Below are 16,886 nucleotides of genomic sequence, written 5' to 3'. Positions count from 1 at the left end.
GGGGTGGGAGCGCAGCGACCGTTTGGCGCAGCCAAACACATCGAGAGGAGGTGCAGCGAAGCAAACCGTAGGCGATGAACCCCGGATCAATCCCGGAGCGAAGGAACCCGAGCCCCAGCGAGTGCCGAACGTCAGGGCAAAGCCTTTTCGGTTACCTTTTCGGCGTTTGGAAAAGGTGACTCGCCGTAAGGGCGAAACCATAATCAGCCACACCCGCAGCAACGGATATGCCCAAACAACTCAGCGCCGATCCTCAACCCTACCCTGACTCTTACTCCAATCCGTCAACAAACTATAAGCCACCGCCAACAACGTAGGCCCAATAAACAACCCGATAAACCCAAACGCAATCAACCCGCCAAACACCCCAAGCAACACAATCACCAACGGCAAATTCCCCCCGCGGCTGATCAAATACGGCTTGAGCACGTTATCCACGCCACTGATGACAAACGTCCCCCAAATCCCGAGGAACACCGCCATCCCATACTCACCCTTCCACGCCAGCCAGGCCGTCGCCGGCACCCACACCAACGGCGGCCCCATCGGAATCAGACTGAGCAGGAACGTCACAATCCCCAGCACCAGCGCCCCCGGTACCCCGGCAATCAAAAACCCGATCAACGCCAGAACCGCCTGCGCCGCTGCCGTACCGATCACACCGTTGACCACCCGCTGCACCGTACCGGCCACCAGCTCGATGTAATACCCGGCGCGATCACCAATCAACCGCTCCAGCAAACCATGAACAAACGCCGCCAGTCGCGGCCCGTCACGGTAGAAAAAGAACACAAACACAATACTCAGCGTCAGCTCAAGAATGCCGCCCCCGATCTGCGCACTGCGCGCCAGCAACCAGTTACCGACCTGCCCCAGATAAGGCTTGATCGACACCATCAGCGCCGCGCCCTGCTGATCGATACTGTCCCAGATGCCGACCAGACGCTCGCCCACCAACGGCACAGTCCCCAGCCACACCGGCGCTTCCGGCAAACCGTCGACCTGCACGTCCTTGATGAAACCCGTGGCATCGCGCACATGGTCCGCCAGGTTGAACCCCAGCCAAACCAGCGGCGCCGCCACCAGCAACATCCAGCCCAGCGTCAAAATGGCTGCCGCCAGCGATTCCCGGCCATTGAGCCAGCGGGTCAGCAGGCGCATCAGCGGCCAACTGGCGAATGCCAGCACCGCGCCCCAGAACAGCGCCGACCAGAATGGCGCCATCACCCACAGGCTGGCGCCAAACAACACCAGCAGGAGGATCTGCACCAGCAGGCGATCGTTATTGAGCATGTAAGATTCCGAAAAAGTCAGTCAGGCCAAGAGTAGGCGAACACGCCGCGCGCGCTCGCCCGATACAGCTTATCGCAACAGATCGATGCGCAGGCCAACACCATCGACGCTGCCGGTCTCCATACGCGCCGCACGTACGCCCTGATTGATCAAGGCCTGACGCCACGCCTCGGCCTTGGGTCCGGACACCGTCACGCGCAACGTCGTGTCAAGATTCAAGCCACGGGAAATCAGCCGCAGCCAAGCGTCATCCGGAGCATCCACGCGGTTCGGGAAATCCAGCTCACCGGTGCTTTTCAATTGACGCAACAAGGTCGCCGAGGTCGGCAGCAGCTCGCCCAGTGGCGCTACTGCTTCGAACTGTTCAACGTGCAGATAGGCTTTGCGATTGCCGCGAGTGATGCTGTAAAGCGCCACCAGCGTGTTGTCGCGCGGAGCTGCCAGCCTCAACAGCAAGTACGCCTGTTGTTCGTCAGCGCCGTACAGTTTGGAGTTGCCGAACACCTCGTTGGCCCACAGGCTGCTTTCGCCACAATCACGCGCCTGACACCAGAACAGCAACTCGGCATCCTGCTTTTGCAGGGCTTCGCGGGCAGCGGTGAAGGCTTCGGTGGCGGAATGTTCGGGTGGCAACTCATAAGTCACCGCCGTGGTTTGGCCTCGGGCGGTGACCTGGCCGTCAAAGCGCAACTGGCCGCTGATCTTGCGGATCGAGCCCATCGGATAGATGCGCTCCAGCTCCACCGGAGGGCGATAGTCGACAATCTGCGCATCGGCCAGACGCGGCACGATCTGCAGATCCTGACTGCCGGGCACATCGGCGGCGAATGAAAAGGAACTGAAACAGCACAGCGCCAACAGACTGAGTGACCGCATAGTCAGGCTCATCGGATCGGCATGACTGTGTGATTCGAGGTCGCAGCGGTATAGAAATCCATCGTGGTTGTCTCCCATTTCAACCCGCCCAGCCTCGACAGTTGCCCGCAGCAAGTCAAGGAATGGCGAAGAACCGATTGAAACAGTCTGCGACAAGGTCGGCACCGGCCTCATCGTTCAGGTGCAAATGGTGGCCACCCGGCAGCTGTTCCCGGCTAAAGGGTAGACGTTCCAGCAGCTCAGGATGTTTCGCCAGCATGCCGTCGGCCGCGACAACCAGTTGCGCCGGGCAACTGATGCGCGCGACGAAAGCCATCGCCTGTTCCTGGGTCAGACGCAACGGCGACGGCAAGGTCAGGCGATTATCAGTGCGCCAGGTGTAACCGCCCGGCACCGGCATCAAACCGCGCTGGGCCAAGAGTTCGGCCGCCTCACGACTGACCGCCACCAACCCTTTCATCCGTGCCTCGATCGCACGGTCGAGGGTGTTGTAAACCGGTTTGCGCTTCTCGCGCAGATCCAGTTGCGCTTGCAGGGCCATGCCCATGCGCTCGGCGGCATTTTCGCCTTTGTCTGTAGGAGGAATCACGCCGTCGATCAGCGCCAGATGGGTGATGCGTTCCGGCAACGCACCCGCCAGCACCAGCGAAACAATCGCGCCCATCGAATGCCCGAGCAGACCGAAACGCTTCCAGCCCAGTTGCTCGGCGACTTGCAGCACGTCATGGGCGTAGTCCCACAGGGCGTAACCGGCGCCGTTCGGACGATGCCCGGAATGGCCGTGCCCGGCCATGTCCAGTGCGATGATGCGCAAGCCTTTAAGCTTCGGTGCCAGCCGCGCGAAGCTATTGGCGTTATCGAGCCAGCCATGCAAGGCGATCACCGGCAGACCGTCTTCGGGGCCGAATAAATGCGCCGCCAGTTCGATATGCGGCAGGCTCAGGCGCACTTCTTCGAAAGTCGGGCTCATGCGCAATCCTTGTCCTGACGGTTTTCCCAGCGCGTGAACAGAGTTTTCAGCAGCCGCGCGGTGTCCTGCGGGCGCTCAAGGGGAAACATGTGGCCGCCGGGCATGCTCAGTGCTTCGCCCTGCGCCAGCCGCGAGACAAAACGCGTGTGATGACGCATGACCACACGGCTCGTGTGCCCGCGCACCACCGCCAGCGGCACCTGCAGTTGCCCGGTGCGGCCAGGGCTGGTATGCGGCACGCCGCGGTAGATACTGATCTCAGTGGCGGGGTCGAAGCGCAAGCGCAGCTTGTCGCCGACCTTGTGTAAACCGTGTTGCAGATATGCGTCGAAGCATTCCGGATCAAAGCCGCGAAACAGGCTTTTGCCTGCGAAATAACTGCGCGCACTGTCAAGGTCGGCGAACTCTTCGCGGCGGCCCAAGGTGCGACCGGCGGGGGTAAGTTTGTCGATGAAGCCAAAACGCTTGGCCGCACGAATCACCCATTGATCGGTGCGCGTGAGCACCGGCGAATCGAGCATGACCACGCCGCGATACAACTCCGGGCAACGCAGCGCCGCGTGCAGGTGCAGCACGCCGCCAAACGAATGGCCAACGCCCCACACCGGTTGATCTTGCTGCTGCAAATGGTGGATCAACTCATCGACGAGGTTGTACCAGTTGTCATCCGCCGGGAAGCGCGGGTCATGGGCATGCTGCTCGAGATGCGCGACCCGGTATTCGGGCGCCAGCGCCGCGAACAACTTGCCATAGGTGCCCGAAGGGAAGCCGTTGGCGTGGGCGAAAAAGATGGGTTGCGACATACCGGTACATCCATGAGCGGGAAACGTGGCGTTGATTGTCCGCAAGACGGCGCGCGACAGCAATGACCGTAACTGCCAGGAATGATGACAGTCGTGCCACGGCTATGGCAGGCGCCGTTGTGGCACTTGTCAACTGTCAGTTCTGTCAGTTGACAGGCACCTGCCTCAGGCCGATAAAAAGCTGACTCCCACTCTGATTGGCGCTGGCTTCTCATGACTCACGCTCATACTCCTGCCATTAGCGTGGTCGACCCAAGAGGGCTGGCTCTGCGCAGCGTGGCTTATCACCGCCGCGACGACACCTCTGCACCTGAAAGCCACGTAACCCAACAGGTTTACGACACGTCGGGGCGCGCGATTGCATGTCGCGACCCAAGGTTGTTCATTCAGCATCAACTCAACCCTTCAAGCCCGGCGAATCAGAACGCTGTATTCAGCCTCTCGGGATCGCCACTATCAAGCGAAAACACCGACGCCGGCTGGCGATTGAGCCTTATTGCAGAGGACGGCGTAACTCTTGAGCACTGGGATCAACGACTTATTCACCGGCGCACTGACCTCGATTCGCTGCGTCGTCCAAGTGCGATATTCGAGCACGCCGCGAGTGAGCCTGAACACTGCACTGAACGCTTTATCTATGGCGATGAACCGCAGGACATCACCCACAATCGTCGCGGTCGCATGATTCGGCATGACGACACCGCAGGCACCCTGCACTTTGCGCAATTCAGCCTGGGCGGCCTGCCCCTTCAATGCGGTCGGACCTTTTGCGCCGACCCCGAGTGGGCGGTTAACTGGCCGGAGGTGGAAACCGATCGTGATCGCTTTCTGGAACGTAATCCTGCCACGACTCTCTGCACCTACAACGCTGTCAGTGAACTGATCAGCCAGACCGATGCGCTGGGCAATCGGCAAACACTGTTGCAGGATCGCGCCGGCCAGTTGCGCGAAATCCATCTGACGCTGGCAGCCAACCCGCAGAGCCAGACGATAGCCAGCAATATTCAGTACAACGCCGAAGGCCATCTGGAACATCAACGTGCAGGGAACGGTGTGGTGTCTCGAGCACGGTTCGGCGCTGATGACGGTCGCCTGCAGCATCTGCTCAGTCAGACAAATGATGGCCAGACGGTGCAGGATCTGACGTACGAGTATGACGCGAGCGGTAACATCACCCGCATCGCCGATCACGCAGCGCCCGCTCACTTTCACCGCAACCAGCGCACCGAAGCGACCTGTCGCTATCGCTACGACAGTCTCTCGCGCTTGATTGAGGCCAGTGGCCGGCAGATCCGTAACGCCACTGGCGGCCCACAGTTACCGGAGTTTTCCTCGCCTGCCGATCCGGCACAACTGGAAAACTACACGCGTACCTACACCTACGATTGCGCCGGTAATTTACTGCGCATGGAACACCGCGCCGCCAGCGGCAACCGCACGGAACGCACGGCCGTCGCTCACTCCAGCAATCGTAGCCTGGCGGAAAAACCTGACGGCCAGTTACCGGATGAAGGCGAAATTGCTGCGAGGTACGACGCCAGCGGCAATCGCCTGTTTCTGCAGCACGGAAAAGAATTGCATTGGGATCGGCGTAATGAATTACGGCAGGTTAGCCAGATCGTCCGTGCCGATGAGCCAGATGACATCGAGTTCTATGTGTATGACGGTGGTGGCCAGCGTCAGCGCAAAATCAGTCAGCGTTTCACCGGCACGCTGACGCGCGATAGTGAAACCCGTTACTTGCCCGGTCTGGAGATTCGCACTGAGCCAGACCAGATTGTCCACGTCATCTCGATCAAGGCCGCACGCGCCACCCTCCAGGTGTTGCATTGGGCGAAAGGCCTGCCGGCGGGCATGGTGCAGGATCAGCAACGCTACAGCTTCAGCGATCACCTGAATTCGAGCACAGTGGAGCTGGACGCACAGGCACAACTGATTTCGCGGGAGGACTATTACCCCTACGGAGAAACCTGTTGGTGGGCCGGGCGCAGTCAGGTCCAGGCCAGTTACAAAACCCTGCGCTATTCGGGCAAAGAGCGTGACGCCACGGGTTTGTATTACTACGGTTTTCGTTACTACGCGCCATGGCTGCAGCGCTGGCTCAATGCTGATCCGCTGGGCACTGCGGACGGCCTGAATCTGTTTGCCATGGTGCAGGGCAATCCGGTCGGCAATGTCGATTTTCAGGGGCTGGTCACGGTGAAAGAAGGCGCCAGCGCGGCGCTCGCCACGTTTGCCCGAGATGGCGCGAGCGCACTGGCCGGCGGTTCGGTGAAATATTTTGCCGCCGCAGGATTGGAGCAATGGGCCTCTGGCGATACGGACTCGCCTCCCGACCCTGGTGTCAATCTGGGATTGACCATCGCAGGCGCGATTGTCGGCGCCGTTGCCGGTGGATCGATGGGATTGGGAGCGGGTAGTCGGCTTGCCATCGGTCGTAATTACGGCCGCAAAACACAGAAATTCATGGCTGGCGCATTGGGGCTGGTGGGGGCTGCGGCGGGAGCCGCTGCCCCAGTTTACGCCTACCTCGCCAACCGTGAAGCTTTAAACGTAACGGCCATCGGAATCCTAGCCAGCGCACCCGGGAATCTGACAAGAGAAACCGGGCAACGCATACTCACCGACGCTGGTCCTAGCGTTACCGTGGCACCTTCGTTCCGCACGACAGCCTTGCGCACCAGCGCTTACGCAGTATTGCTGGCGGCAGGCGGCTCGGTTAAACCAGAGCTGTCGGAGTTTGCGGCCGGGGTTGCTGTCGGTGCGGTGGTTGAAGCTCTGGACGGCGTATCTATCACCACAATCAATTCATTTCGGGGGGGAGAATATCAACGCCCTGAAAACAGTGGACTCTCGAAACCGAAGCTCGACGAGGTGCTGTATGGGTTGGCGACGCGTACTGCAGGGTCGACTTTGACTGCAACCCTGACATTGGGCTTAGCCTCTGAAACAGGCAAAATCAGCAATGCCAACTTACAATCCGCCGTGACCAGCATTCTGGCAACGCCCACTGAAGCCCGCACTTACCTTGGGCAACATGTACAGTTCGGCGTGAGCAAGTTAATCGGCGCTGACGACAGGAAATTCAGACTGGATCGATTTACTCCTCCGAACAGCATCCTGAGAAGCTTCGAACCCGACTACCACCCGGAATTACCGAATGCGATGAGGCTGTCGATGACCCAATATGGCCGTCGCCAATCAACCTGATCCAGCCCTTGACTCACTGCGCAGGCGGCGTCTGCCCCAACGGCACCACCGCCATGGTCAACCGCGACACACAACTGGCTTTACCCTCATCGCTGGTCAACCGAATATCCCAGACATGCGTGGTGCGGCCGATGTGAATCGGCTTGGCCACCGCCGTCACCCGACCGCTGCGCAAACCGCGCAAATGGTTGGCGTTGATCTCAAGCCCCACGCAATAAAACTTGCTGGCATCGATGCACAGATAACTGGCCATCGAACCGACGCTTTCCGCCAGCACCACCGATGCGCCGCCGTGCAGCAGACCGTACGGTTGATGGGTGCGATGGTCGATAACCATGCTCGCGGTCAGCGACTCTTCGTCGAAAGATTCAAAGCGAATGTCCAGCACTTCGCCGATGGTGTTTTTCTGGATCGCGTTCAACTGCTCGATGTTCGGAGTGGTACGCCACAAGCTCATCGCAGACTTCCTTTGTTGTTTTAGTCGTCGCTCAATCCTGCCACAGCACCGCCTCGCTACGCTCGCTCCATTCTTCAAAGCGCGCACCGTAAGTGTCTTCGATGACGTTGCGTTTGATCTTCAAGGTCGGCGTGAGAAAACCGTTTTCCACCGCCCAACTGTCCTTGACCACCACCAGCCGGCGCAGGCGTTCGTGCTTGTCGAGCACGGCGTTGACCTCTTCGAGGAGTTTTTCCAGGCTGGAATGCAGACTCGCCCGCCCCTCCTCCTGATTGACCGTCGACAGCACGCACAAGCCCAGCGGCGCACTCAAACCATCGCCGACCACACAGACCTGTTCGATCCGCGAATGCACTGCCAGGCGATTTTCGATCGGCGCCGGGGCGACGTATTTGCCCTTGCTGGTTTTGAAGATTTCCTTCAGCCGCCCGGTCAGGCGCAAGCGCCCTTCGGCATCCTGTTCGCCCTTGTCGCCGGTGCGCAGGAAGCCATCCTCGGTGAGCGTTTCAGCGGTTTTCTGGGGATCCTTGAAATAGCCGAGCATGGTCGCCTGACTGCGCACCAGCACTTCGCCGGTTTCATCGATGCGCACCTCGACATCCGGGCACGGTTTGCCGATCCAGCCCTGTTTGTATTGCCCCGGCAGACAAATGTGCGAATAACCGCAACTCTCGGTCATGCCATAAACCTCGAGTACATCGAGGCCGAGTTTCTGATACCAGGTGAGCAAGGTCTGCGGCACCGGCGCCGCGCCGGACAACGCCACGCGCAAGGCATCCAGCCCCAGCCCCGCGAGCACTTTGTGGCCGACGCGTTTGCCAATGAACGGCAGACTGAGGAGGAAATCCAGACGCTTCGCCGGGATCTTGCTGTACACGCCCATCTGGAACTTCGTCCAGATACGCGGCACGCCGAACATCGCGGTGGGCCGTGCGCGCTGCAGGTCGGTAATGAAGGTGTCGAGGCTTTCGGCGAAGAACACGGTTTGCCCGGTGTAGATTGAGGCCAGTTCCACAAACATCCGTTCGGCAACATGACACAGCGGCAGGTACGACAGCAGCCGATCGTTCTCGTTGAGCCCGAACAGCTGCGTACCGCGCGTCGTGGCGAAACCGAGATTGGCAAAACTGTGCATCACGCCTTTGGGCAGGCCGGTGGTGCCGGAGGTGTAGATGATCGTCGCCAGTTGCTCGGCGGCGGGACGCGGATCGTCCTGAATCGGTGAACTGCGCTGCAGGTCAGCCCAGCTGAAATCGAAGTCGCCCGGTGGATGCAGCGGCAGGCTGATGGTCGGCAAATCATCCGGCACGCCTTTGGACATGCTCGGCCAGTCATCGAGCTTGCCGATAAACGCCAGCACGCTTTCCGAGTGATTGAGCACCTGCGCGACGGAATCGGCGGTGAGATTGGGATAGAGCGGCACCGAAACATGCCCGGCCATCCAGATCGCGAGGTCGGCGATGATCCAGTGCGCGCAGTTTTTCGAGATCAGGGCGATGTGGCTGCCTTGCGGCAACTCGCGAGCGCGCAGCCAATGCGCAGCGCAACGGGCCTGATGGCCGACGTCGGCCCAGCTCAGGGTCTCGACTTGCCCGCCACCGATGGGCTGCACGAGAAAGCGCTGGCGCGGGTGCCGGGCTTCTCGTTCGTAGAACACGTCCAGCGGCAAACGGAAGGCGGCAGACATGCGACTCGCTCCTGTTTTTTAGGTCTGGAGCAAGCGTAGTCAACCAAGCAAGTGCTTGGTTGGATTTTTTACCAAAAGAAACAAGATCAAAAGATCGCAGCCTTCGGCAGCTCCTACAGGGAAATGCATTCCAATGTAGGAGCTGCCGAAGGCTGCGATCTTTGCTTTTAAGGGTGTTTGAGACTGTTAAGGGTCATCGAGCCAATCAGCAACTCAGGGCTTTCCAGCTCGGCCAATCCGGCAGTGCTGACCTTCTCCGGCGGATACCCAGCGCCATGCTGCAGATAGCTGAGCAGATTGCCCACCAACGGGTTGTGGCTGACCAGCAGCACATTGCTCACCGAGACCAATTGATCGGTGACCTTGTCCGGATCAACCTCCGGCGTCAGCCATTCAACCGTACGAATCTCCGGTTCGAAACCCAGCGCCTCGCGCACAATCTGCGCGGTCTGCTGCGCACGCAAATAAGGGCTGGCGTAGATCGCTGTAAGCGGCTGGCCGATCAAATGGGCGGCGCTGTTCAAGGCTTCTTTGCGACCGTGGTCGGTCAGCTCCCGTTCGGAGTCGGGGCACGAGCCGTAAGGCACCGCTTCACCGTGACGCAATACCCAGAGTTTCATAGTTTGGGTTCCTCATCTCGAACCGGATGCGGTGCCGGCGCGACGGCGTGCGGCGCTTCACCTTCCGGGGTACGCGGCGTTGGCCAGTCGGCGAACGGCCACGGTTTCTGGTCGCTGTGGAAACTGCCGAAACGGCCGATCTGCGCCAGAAACTGGCTCAGGCTGTCGCCGAAATTCATCAGGCTGGCGCTCGGCGCGCCATAGATCAAACGATAGATCAGTTGCACCAGCACCACCGCGCCGAGGATGAACTGCGCCACTTGCCAGACCAGTACGTAAACGATCATCCACAGCACACGCAGGAGGATGGATTCGTACTTGGCTTCGGTTTTCGGATCGTTCATGGCTTGCTACTCCCGGCTCACTCAGTTGAAACCGCTGGTGGAAATAAAGTCGACGTCGGTTTTCGGCTCGGCGCGCATCAGTAGACCGATGACCTGCTCCAGCGTGCGTCCTTCGAACAGGATCGCGTGCAGCCCGGCGACCAGCGGCATGTACACGCCGACTTCCTGCGACTTGGCCTTGAGCACTTTCAGCGTATTTACGCCTTCGGCGACTTCACCGAGGCGCGACACCGCTTCATCAAGGCTCAAACCCTGACCGAGGGCGAAACCGACCTGATAGTTGCGGCTCTTCGGCGACGAACAGGTGACGATCAAATCGCCGACACCGGCCAGGCCGAGGAAGGTCATCGGATTCGCGCCCTGATTCACCGCAAACCGGGTCATCTCCGCGAGGGCACGGGTGATCAGCATGCTTTTGGTGTTCTCACCCATCTCCAGCGCCACCGCCATGCCGGCGATGATTGCGTAGACGTTTTTCAACGCCCCGCCCAACTCGACACCAAAACGGTCGGCGCTCGCATAAACGCGGAAGGTGCGGCCGTGCAGCGCGGCTTGCACGGCTTTGCACAGATCTTCGTCTTCACTGGCGACCACCGTGGCGGTCAGCGCGTGCTCGGCGATTTCGCGCGCCAGGTTCGGCCCGGACAGCACGCCGATGCGCGCTTGCGGGGCGATCTCTTCGAGAATCTGACTCATCAGTTTGAAGGTCTGCGCTTCGATGCCTTTGGTCAGGCTGACCAGCATCTTGCCGCTGAGGCGCTCGGCGTGGGCAGCGAGCACCGTGCGCAGCGCGCTGGACGGCAGCGCGACAAAGCACAAATCACAGGCGTCGAGCGTGGCTTGCAGGTCGGTGACCGCAGTCACGCCCGGCAGAATCTTGATGCCTTTGAGGTAACGCGGGTTTTCGCGATTGACCCGGATGGCTTCAGCCTGTTCGGGGTCACGCATCCATTGCAGGACTTGATGGCCGTTCTCGGCCAGTAAATTGGCCACGGCGGTACCAAAACTTCCGCCTCCCAGGACCGCAATCGGGCGCTGTTCAGTCATATGCAATCCGTTAATCCATACCAGTGGCGATGGCGGCATTATACGGGGCGACCCGGTCGCGGCCAGCCCCCGCAACAATTACCGACACTTGTAGGAAGAAGACCAATAAAACCTAGGAAAATGCCCGCAACGTGACTGGAAAAGTCGCTGTCCTCGGTTAACATGCGCGCCAATTCTTTGCTTTCAAGGCTGTGTCGTGTCCGTCGGTTCCCCTCCTCCGCGTTCGTCACTGTTGCTGGCGCTGTTATTCAGCCCGGTGGTGCTGGCAGACGACCTGTTTATCGACAGCGAAGCGCTGCCACAGGTGCTGACCGCCACGCGTTTGAAGCAGACGCCGGCGGAAGTGCCGGGAAGCATGACCGTACTCGACAGTGAATTGATCAACGCCAGCGGCGCCCGCGACATCAGCGAACTGCTGCGGCTGGTGCCGGGAATGATGGTCGGCAACATCAGCGGCAATCAGGCAGCGGTCAATTACCACGGCACCAACGCCACCGAAGCGCGGCGCATGCAAGTGCTGATCGACGGCCGTTCGGTGTACCGCGCCGGTTTGGCCACGGTGGACTGGAGCGATATTCCGGTGGCCATGGAAGACATCGAGCGCATCGAAGTCTTTCGCGGCCCGAACACCGTCAGCTACGGCGCCAACGCGCTGATGGCGGTGGTCAACATCATCACCCGTCACCCGGCGGACAGCCACGGCACGCGACTGAAAATCACCCGTGGCCAGCGCGGCATCAATGATTTCTATGCCAGCCAGGGCACCGGTTGGAATGGCGGCGATCTGCGCCTGTCGCTGTCCGGTCAGGAAGATGACGGTTTCGACAGCGACCGCCGTGGCGACGACTATCGCGACAGCCGCCGCTTGAACCGCTTCAGCCTCGCGGTCAGCCACACCCTCAGCGATAACCAGAGCCTCGACTGGCAGGTCAACGCCAAGGACGGCACGAACCAGCGGCCCTACACCTACCATCCGGTGTTCTCGGGGATTACCGCGGCCGGGAACAATTCCGACGTGGTGGCGAAGGATTACGCTGGTTCGGTGCGCTGGAATCTCGACATCAATCCCGAGCACAGCCTCTATGTACAAGCTTCGGCGCAACACTGGGATCGTCAGCAAACGTGGCGCGCCTGTGATGCCGAAGTGTCGTTCAGCCCTGAGTTGACGCAACTGTGGCAGCTCAACCCGAATTACACCGAACGCCTGGCGCGCAACATCACCCAGTTCACCGGCCCCGGTGCCGCGCGCGGTACGCCGCAGGAAATGGCCCTGGCCAACCAAGTGCTCGATCAATGGCGCAACGGTGCCAGCCGAACCCTGTGCGGTGACATCGACCAGAGCGCCCGCGAATCGCGCTACGACCTCGAATTGCAGGACACCCTCAGCCTGTCCGACAGCCTGCGTCTGGTCAGCGGCATGAACTATCGTTACGACCGCGCCGACTCCGAAACCTATTTCAACGGCACACTGGACGACACCACCTGGCGCGCGTTCGGCCAACTGGAATGGCGCGCGACAGAACACTGGTTGTTGCAGGGCGGCGCGATGTTCGAGGACACGCAACTGATCGGCAGTTCGCTGACCCCGCGCTTTGCGATCAACTACCTGATCAATCCGCGCCACAGCCTGCGCGCGGTGTACTCGGAAGCGATCCGCTCGCCGGACATGTTCGAAAACAACGTCAACTGGAGCTATCAGGTGAGCAACCTGCGGCCCTCGGCCTACGGCCAGTCTTCGGCGCGCTATTTCGTCAAGACCCGTGGCCCGGGCGATCTCGATCAGGAACACATGCGCTCGCGCGAGTTGGGCTACAACGGCTATTTCGCCGAACTCGGCCTTGCCGTCGACGTGAAACTGTTCTACGACGAAATCACCGGGATGATCAGCGAGCCGTTGCGCAACAATCAGTACATCGCCAGCAACGCCAACAGCTCACGTTTTCGCGGCACCGAAACCCAGCTCGACTGGCGCGTGAGCCGGGCCGACCGTTTGCGCTTCACGTATGCCTTCGTCGATGCCGAGGCGAGCAATCCACTGGATCAGCAATTCACTTCGCGCAACAGTGGTTCCGCCGGCTGGCTGCGCGACTGGGGCCACGGCTGGAACAGTGCCCTCTTCTATTACGGCGACAACGCCCTCAACGGCTACCGCTTCGAACGGGTCGACACGCGCATCGCCAAACGCATCGCGCTGGGCAAGGCGCAGTTGCAACTGGCCGGCGTGCTGCAACAGCGCCTCGACCATGAGCCGACCACTTTCGTTGACAACAACTACGACGAGCGCCGGGTCATGTACTTCAGCGCCGAGTTGGAGTTCTAGGATGCGATTGGGCACGTCACGGAAGACGCCAACCCTGGGCCACTGGCTGGCCGGGCTCTGCCTGTTTTTGACCGCGTGGCTGCACGGCGTCGGGGTGCAGGCCGCCGACATTCTGTTGACCGGCACCGAAGAAAGTCCCGGTGTGCAGGCGTTCGTCGAAGCGCTGAGCGAATTGCGCCCGACCGATAACGTGCGTTTTCAGCCACTGGCAAGCCTGCCGGCGCCGGGTAAATTACCGTCCAGCCTGCGGCTTATCCTGCTTGACCTGCCCGCGCTGGACTGGCGCCTGCAAGATGCCCAAGGCCCGGCAACGCTGGTGCTGCGCATCAGCCGTCTGCAAGCGCGGCAACGTTTTGGCACCGCGCAACCACCGCACCTGAGCCTGTTGTGGAGCGATCCGCCGCTGGGTCGACAGTTGCAATTGATCCGACGGATTCTGCCGCAGGCCAAGCGTGTCGGCGTGCTGTTCGATGAGCACAGCGAATTCCTCCTCGAAGAACTGAATCTGATTGCCGAGCCGCTGAATCTGCAGATCTTCAGCCAGCGCTGGGACAACACCAACGACAGTCGCCCGTTACAAATAGTCCTGAAAAACAGCGACGTGCTGCTCGGCCTCGACGACCCTGACCTGTACAACCCGAAAACCGCGAAGAACCTGCTGCTCAGCAGCTACGCGCGGCACGTTGCGCTAATCGGACCGAATGCTGCCTTCGTACGCGCCGGCAGCCTGGCCAGCAGTTACAGCGACCAGAGCGACTGGCTGGCGATTCTGGATGATTTGCTCGACCAGCCCACCACGCGCTGGCCGCGAACGCTCTATCCCGAACGTTTTAAAGTCTCAAGTAATGCGCAGGTAGCGCGTTCCTTAGGGATCGAACCGTTGAATGAAGCGTCTGTCGCCAGAACGCTGGCTGAAGGAGAACGCCACTGATGAGTTTCCGTCGCCGTTGGGACATCAACACCCGCACTCAGCTGATCAGTCTGGGCCCGGCGCTGTTGCTGACCTTGTTGCTGATCAGCTTCTTCACCTTTGTGCGCATTCAGGATTTGCGTCAGGAGCTGACTCACACCGGGCAATTGATCGCCAACCAACTGGCGCCCGCCACCGAATACGGGGTGATTTCCGGCAACAATGAAGTGTTGGAAAGTCTGCTCAGGGCCACGCTGGCCACGCCGAATGTGCGATTCCTTGAGGTACAGGACAGCGCCAACCGGATTCTGGTGTACGTCGAGCAACCGGCGGCGTCCCACAGCCAACCGCATCAGGTCGAGGTGTTTCAGGCGCCGGTGCGATTGCAACGGATCGCTCTGCACAATGATTTTTTCCAGGACACCAAAGCCAATAACGCGGCGGCCGGCGAGGATTATCTGGGGCGGGTGATCGTCGGTCTGTCCAACGATGCTTTTAATCAGCGTCAGCAGGAAATTCTGCTCAAGGCCGGAATTCTCGCGCTGTTTGCCCTGCTCTTCACTTTCGTATTGGCGCGGCGTCTGGCCGGCAGTCTGTCGCAGCCGATCCGCGACATCGGCAATGCGGTCAAGGCGATTCAGGAAGGCGAGTACAAAACTCCGCTGCCGATTGTCGATGACACCGAACTCGGCGCGCTGTCACAGCACATCAATAACCTTGCCCAAGCACTGGAACAGGCCAGCCGCGAACAGCATCAGGCGATGGCGCAGTTGATCCAGACCCGCGAAGAAGCGGAAAAGGCCAACAACGCCAAATCCGACTTTCTGGCGATGATGAGCCATGAACTGCGCACGCCCATGAACGGTGTGCTCGGCATGCTGCAACTGCTCGAAACCACCGAGATGACCGAGGAGCAGGTCGAGTACGCCGCCCTCGCCTCCGAGTCCACCGAACACTTGCTGAAAGTCATTAACGATATTCTCGATTTCTCGCGGATCGAACGCTCAGAGCTGGAGCTGGAACATATTCCGTTCAACCTTGCCGAGCTGATCAGTGCCTGCGCGCAGTCGTTCCAGCACAGCGCGGTGCAACGGGGTCTGGCGCTGAATCTGCGGGTTCCCGAGGACATGCGCGGCTTGCAGGTACAGGGCGATCCGACGCGGATCCGGCAGATTCTGGTCAACCTGGTCGGCAATGCGCTGAAGTTCACCGAACAGGGCCGGGTCAGCATCGAGGCGCAGTGGCAGTCGCTGGATCACGAATTGCTGTGGTTCACCTGCTCGGTGCGCGACAGCGGCATCGGTATTTCGTCGGAGAGTCTGGAGCTGATGTTCAACGCGTTCCAGCAGGCGGACAGTTCGATTTCACGGCGTTACGGCGGTACCGGCCTCGGTTTGCCGATTGCCCGAACGCTGGCCGAGCGCATGGGCGGCACATTGCGCGCGCAAAGCGAGGAAGGTCGCGGCTCGGTGTTTACCCTGGAGATTCCGCTGGCGCTGTCGAAGCAGGCGTTGCCGCAATTGACCGCGCCGCGCACGCTGAATGGCGACGGCCACGGTGAAGGGCGCAATGTGCTGCTGGTCGAGGACAACCCGGTCAATCAAACGGTGATTGAAGCGATGCTGCGCAGTCTGGGCTTTACTGTCAGCGTGGCCACCGATGGCGCACAAGCGGTGCGCAGTGCCGAGGAAAATGATTTCGAAGTGATTCTGATGGATTGCCGCTTGCCGATTATCGACGGCTACGAGGCGACTCGGCAGATTCGCTGTCTGCCCGGGCGCACCGACGTGCCGATCATCGCGCTGACTGCCAACGCTTTGCAGGGCGATCGCGAAACCTGCCTGCAGGCGGGTATGAACGATTATCTGGCGAAGCCGTTCAAACGTAATGATCTGCAGCAGATTCTGCAGCGCTGGGTGTCGTAGAGTGGGCCTTTCGACCATCTGCGACTGGCGTGAAAAGCGAAAGTGCGGCAGTCTTAGGCACCCGAACGAGCCTCAAAAGGGGCTTGATTAAAAATTTCAGTGCACAAGTGTACATTCATGTCCTTGGTGCTGTGACTTTCACCACAACGCAATAGTCTATGAGTAGGCTGCCGGTTCGAGGCATGAACGCTTCGAACGGTCGGGAAGATTTGCCCCACCTGCCGCATGGGATTATTGAGGAGCTCGCATGACCAAACAAAACGCCGTTACTCGGGAAGATCTGCTGCGCTGCAGTCGCGGTGAGCTGGTCGGCCCAGGTAACGCGCAACTGCCCGCCCCGAACATGCTGATGGTGGATCGCATCACCCATATCAGTGAAGAGGGTGGCAAGTACGGCAAAGGTGAATTGGTCGCCGAACTGCAC

At 60.3% G+C, this 16,886-nt stretch carries 13 protein-coding genes and 1 pseudogene; 5 read left to right on the top strand and 9 right to left on the bottom strand.

Translation table 11 applies throughout. The features are described 5' to 3' along the window. Positions 1 to 240: 240 nt before the first annotated feature. The 4 genes from ACIP66_RS26395 to ACIP66_RS26380 all read right to left on the bottom strand — a co-directional run bounded on the left by ACIP66_RS26395 (position 241) and on the right by ACIP66_RS26380 (position 3,942). Entirely contained in the window at positions 241 to 1,293 is a 1,053-nt protein-coding gene (locus ACIP66_RS26395) for an AI-2E family transporter (RefSeq protein WP_053122726.1), read from the bottom strand. Between the two features lie 69 nt (positions 1,294 to 1,362). Then, positions 1,363 to 2,169, bottom strand: a complete 807-nt coding sequence (locus tag ACIP66_RS26390) for a DUF4892 domain-containing protein (protein WP_400652023.1) — start codon at positions 2,167 to 2,169, stop codon at positions 1,363 to 1,365. Positions 2,170 to 2,284: 115 nt separating this feature from the next. Then, a complete protein-coding gene (locus ACIP66_RS26385) occupies positions 2,285 to 3,139 on the bottom strand; it encodes an alpha/beta hydrolase (protein ID WP_400652021.1) in 855 nt (284 codons plus the stop codon). After that, entirely contained in the window at positions 3,136 to 3,942 is an 807-nt protein-coding gene (locus tag ACIP66_RS26380) for an alpha/beta fold hydrolase (protein ID WP_400652019.1), read from the bottom strand. The genes ACIP66_RS26385 and ACIP66_RS26380 overlap by 4 nt, the downstream gene beginning before the upstream one ends. A 681-nt stretch (positions 3,943 to 4,623) precedes the next feature. On the opposite strand from ACIP66_RS26380, the gene ACIP66_RS26375 reads away from it, so the two are divergent. Beyond that, complete coding sequence (locus ACIP66_RS26375; RefSeq protein WP_400652016.1) at positions 4,624 to 7,152, top strand: RHS repeat-associated core domain-containing protein; 2,529 nt, start codon at positions 4,624 to 4,626, stop codon at positions 7,150 to 7,152. 13 nt (positions 7,153 to 7,165) lie between these two features. On the opposite strand, the gene ACIP66_RS26370 is transcribed toward ACIP66_RS26375, so the two are convergent. The 5 genes from ACIP66_RS26370 to ACIP66_RS26350 form a co-directional block, all read right to left on the bottom strand. After that, positions 7,166 to 7,609 (bottom strand): hotdog fold thioesterase, encoded by a 444-nt coding sequence (locus tag ACIP66_RS26370; RefSeq protein ID WP_053122736.1) that lies wholly within the window; start codon positions 7,607 to 7,609, stop codon positions 7,166 to 7,168. A gap of 31 nt (positions 7,610 to 7,640) precedes the next feature. Further along, complete coding sequence (locus ACIP66_RS26365) at positions 7,641 to 9,296, bottom strand: AMP-binding protein (protein ID WP_400652014.1); 1,656 nt, start codon at positions 9,294 to 9,296, stop codon at positions 7,641 to 7,643. A gap of 167 nt (positions 9,297 to 9,463) precedes the next feature. Continuing rightward, on the bottom strand, positions 9,464 to 9,916 hold the full coding sequence (gene sixA, locus ACIP66_RS26360) for a phosphohistidine phosphatase SixA (protein WP_400652011.1): 453 nt from the start codon (positions 9,914 to 9,916) through the stop codon (positions 9,464 to 9,466). Continuing rightward, entirely contained in the window at positions 9,913 to 10,260 is a 348-nt protein-coding gene (locus ACIP66_RS26355) for a DUF4389 domain-containing protein (RefSeq protein WP_008087808.1), read from the bottom strand. The genes sixA and ACIP66_RS26355 overlap by 4 nt, the downstream gene beginning before the upstream one ends. A 21-nt stretch (positions 10,261 to 10,281) precedes the next feature. Next, positions 10,282 to 11,307, bottom strand: a complete 1,026-nt coding sequence (locus tag ACIP66_RS26350; protein WP_159814978.1) for an NAD(P)H-dependent glycerol-3-phosphate dehydrogenase — start codon at positions 11,305 to 11,307, stop codon at positions 10,282 to 10,284. 196 nt (positions 11,308 to 11,503) lie between these two features. Here ACIP66_RS26350 and ACIP66_RS26345 point away from each other — a divergent pair, with 196 nt between their 5' ends. From ACIP66_RS26345 to ACIP66_RS26330, 4 genes and pseudogenes are all read left to right on the top strand, one after another. Continuing rightward, entirely contained in the window at positions 11,504 to 13,627 is a 2,124-nt protein-coding gene (locus ACIP66_RS26345; RefSeq protein ID WP_400652009.1) for a TonB-dependent receptor plug domain-containing protein, read from the top strand. Between the two features lies 1 nt (position 13,628). Next, entirely contained in the window at positions 13,629 to 14,558 is a 930-nt protein-coding gene (locus tag ACIP66_RS26340; protein WP_400652007.1) for an ABC transporter substrate-binding protein, read from the top strand. Next, positions 14,558 to 16,462, top strand: a complete 1,905-nt coding sequence (locus ACIP66_RS26335; RefSeq protein ID WP_053122748.1) for a response regulator — start codon at positions 14,558 to 14,560, stop codon at positions 16,460 to 16,462. The genes ACIP66_RS26340 and ACIP66_RS26335 overlap by 1 nt, the downstream gene beginning before the upstream one ends. A 247-nt stretch (positions 16,463 to 16,709) precedes the next feature. Continuing rightward, a pseudogene (locus ACIP66_RS26330) lies at positions 16,710 to 16,886 on the top strand (beta-hydroxydecanoyl-ACP dehydratase); the annotation flags it as partial.

The sequence above is a fragment of the Pseudomonas sp. NPDC088429 genome, assembly GCF_044753305.1.
Lineage (GTDB): Bacteria > Pseudomonadota > Gammaproteobacteria > Pseudomonadales > Pseudomonadaceae > Aquipseudomonas > Aquipseudomonas rustica.
The sequence above is the reverse complement of the archived record's forward strand: the minus strand, read 5'-3'. Positions and strand labels throughout refer to the sequence as shown.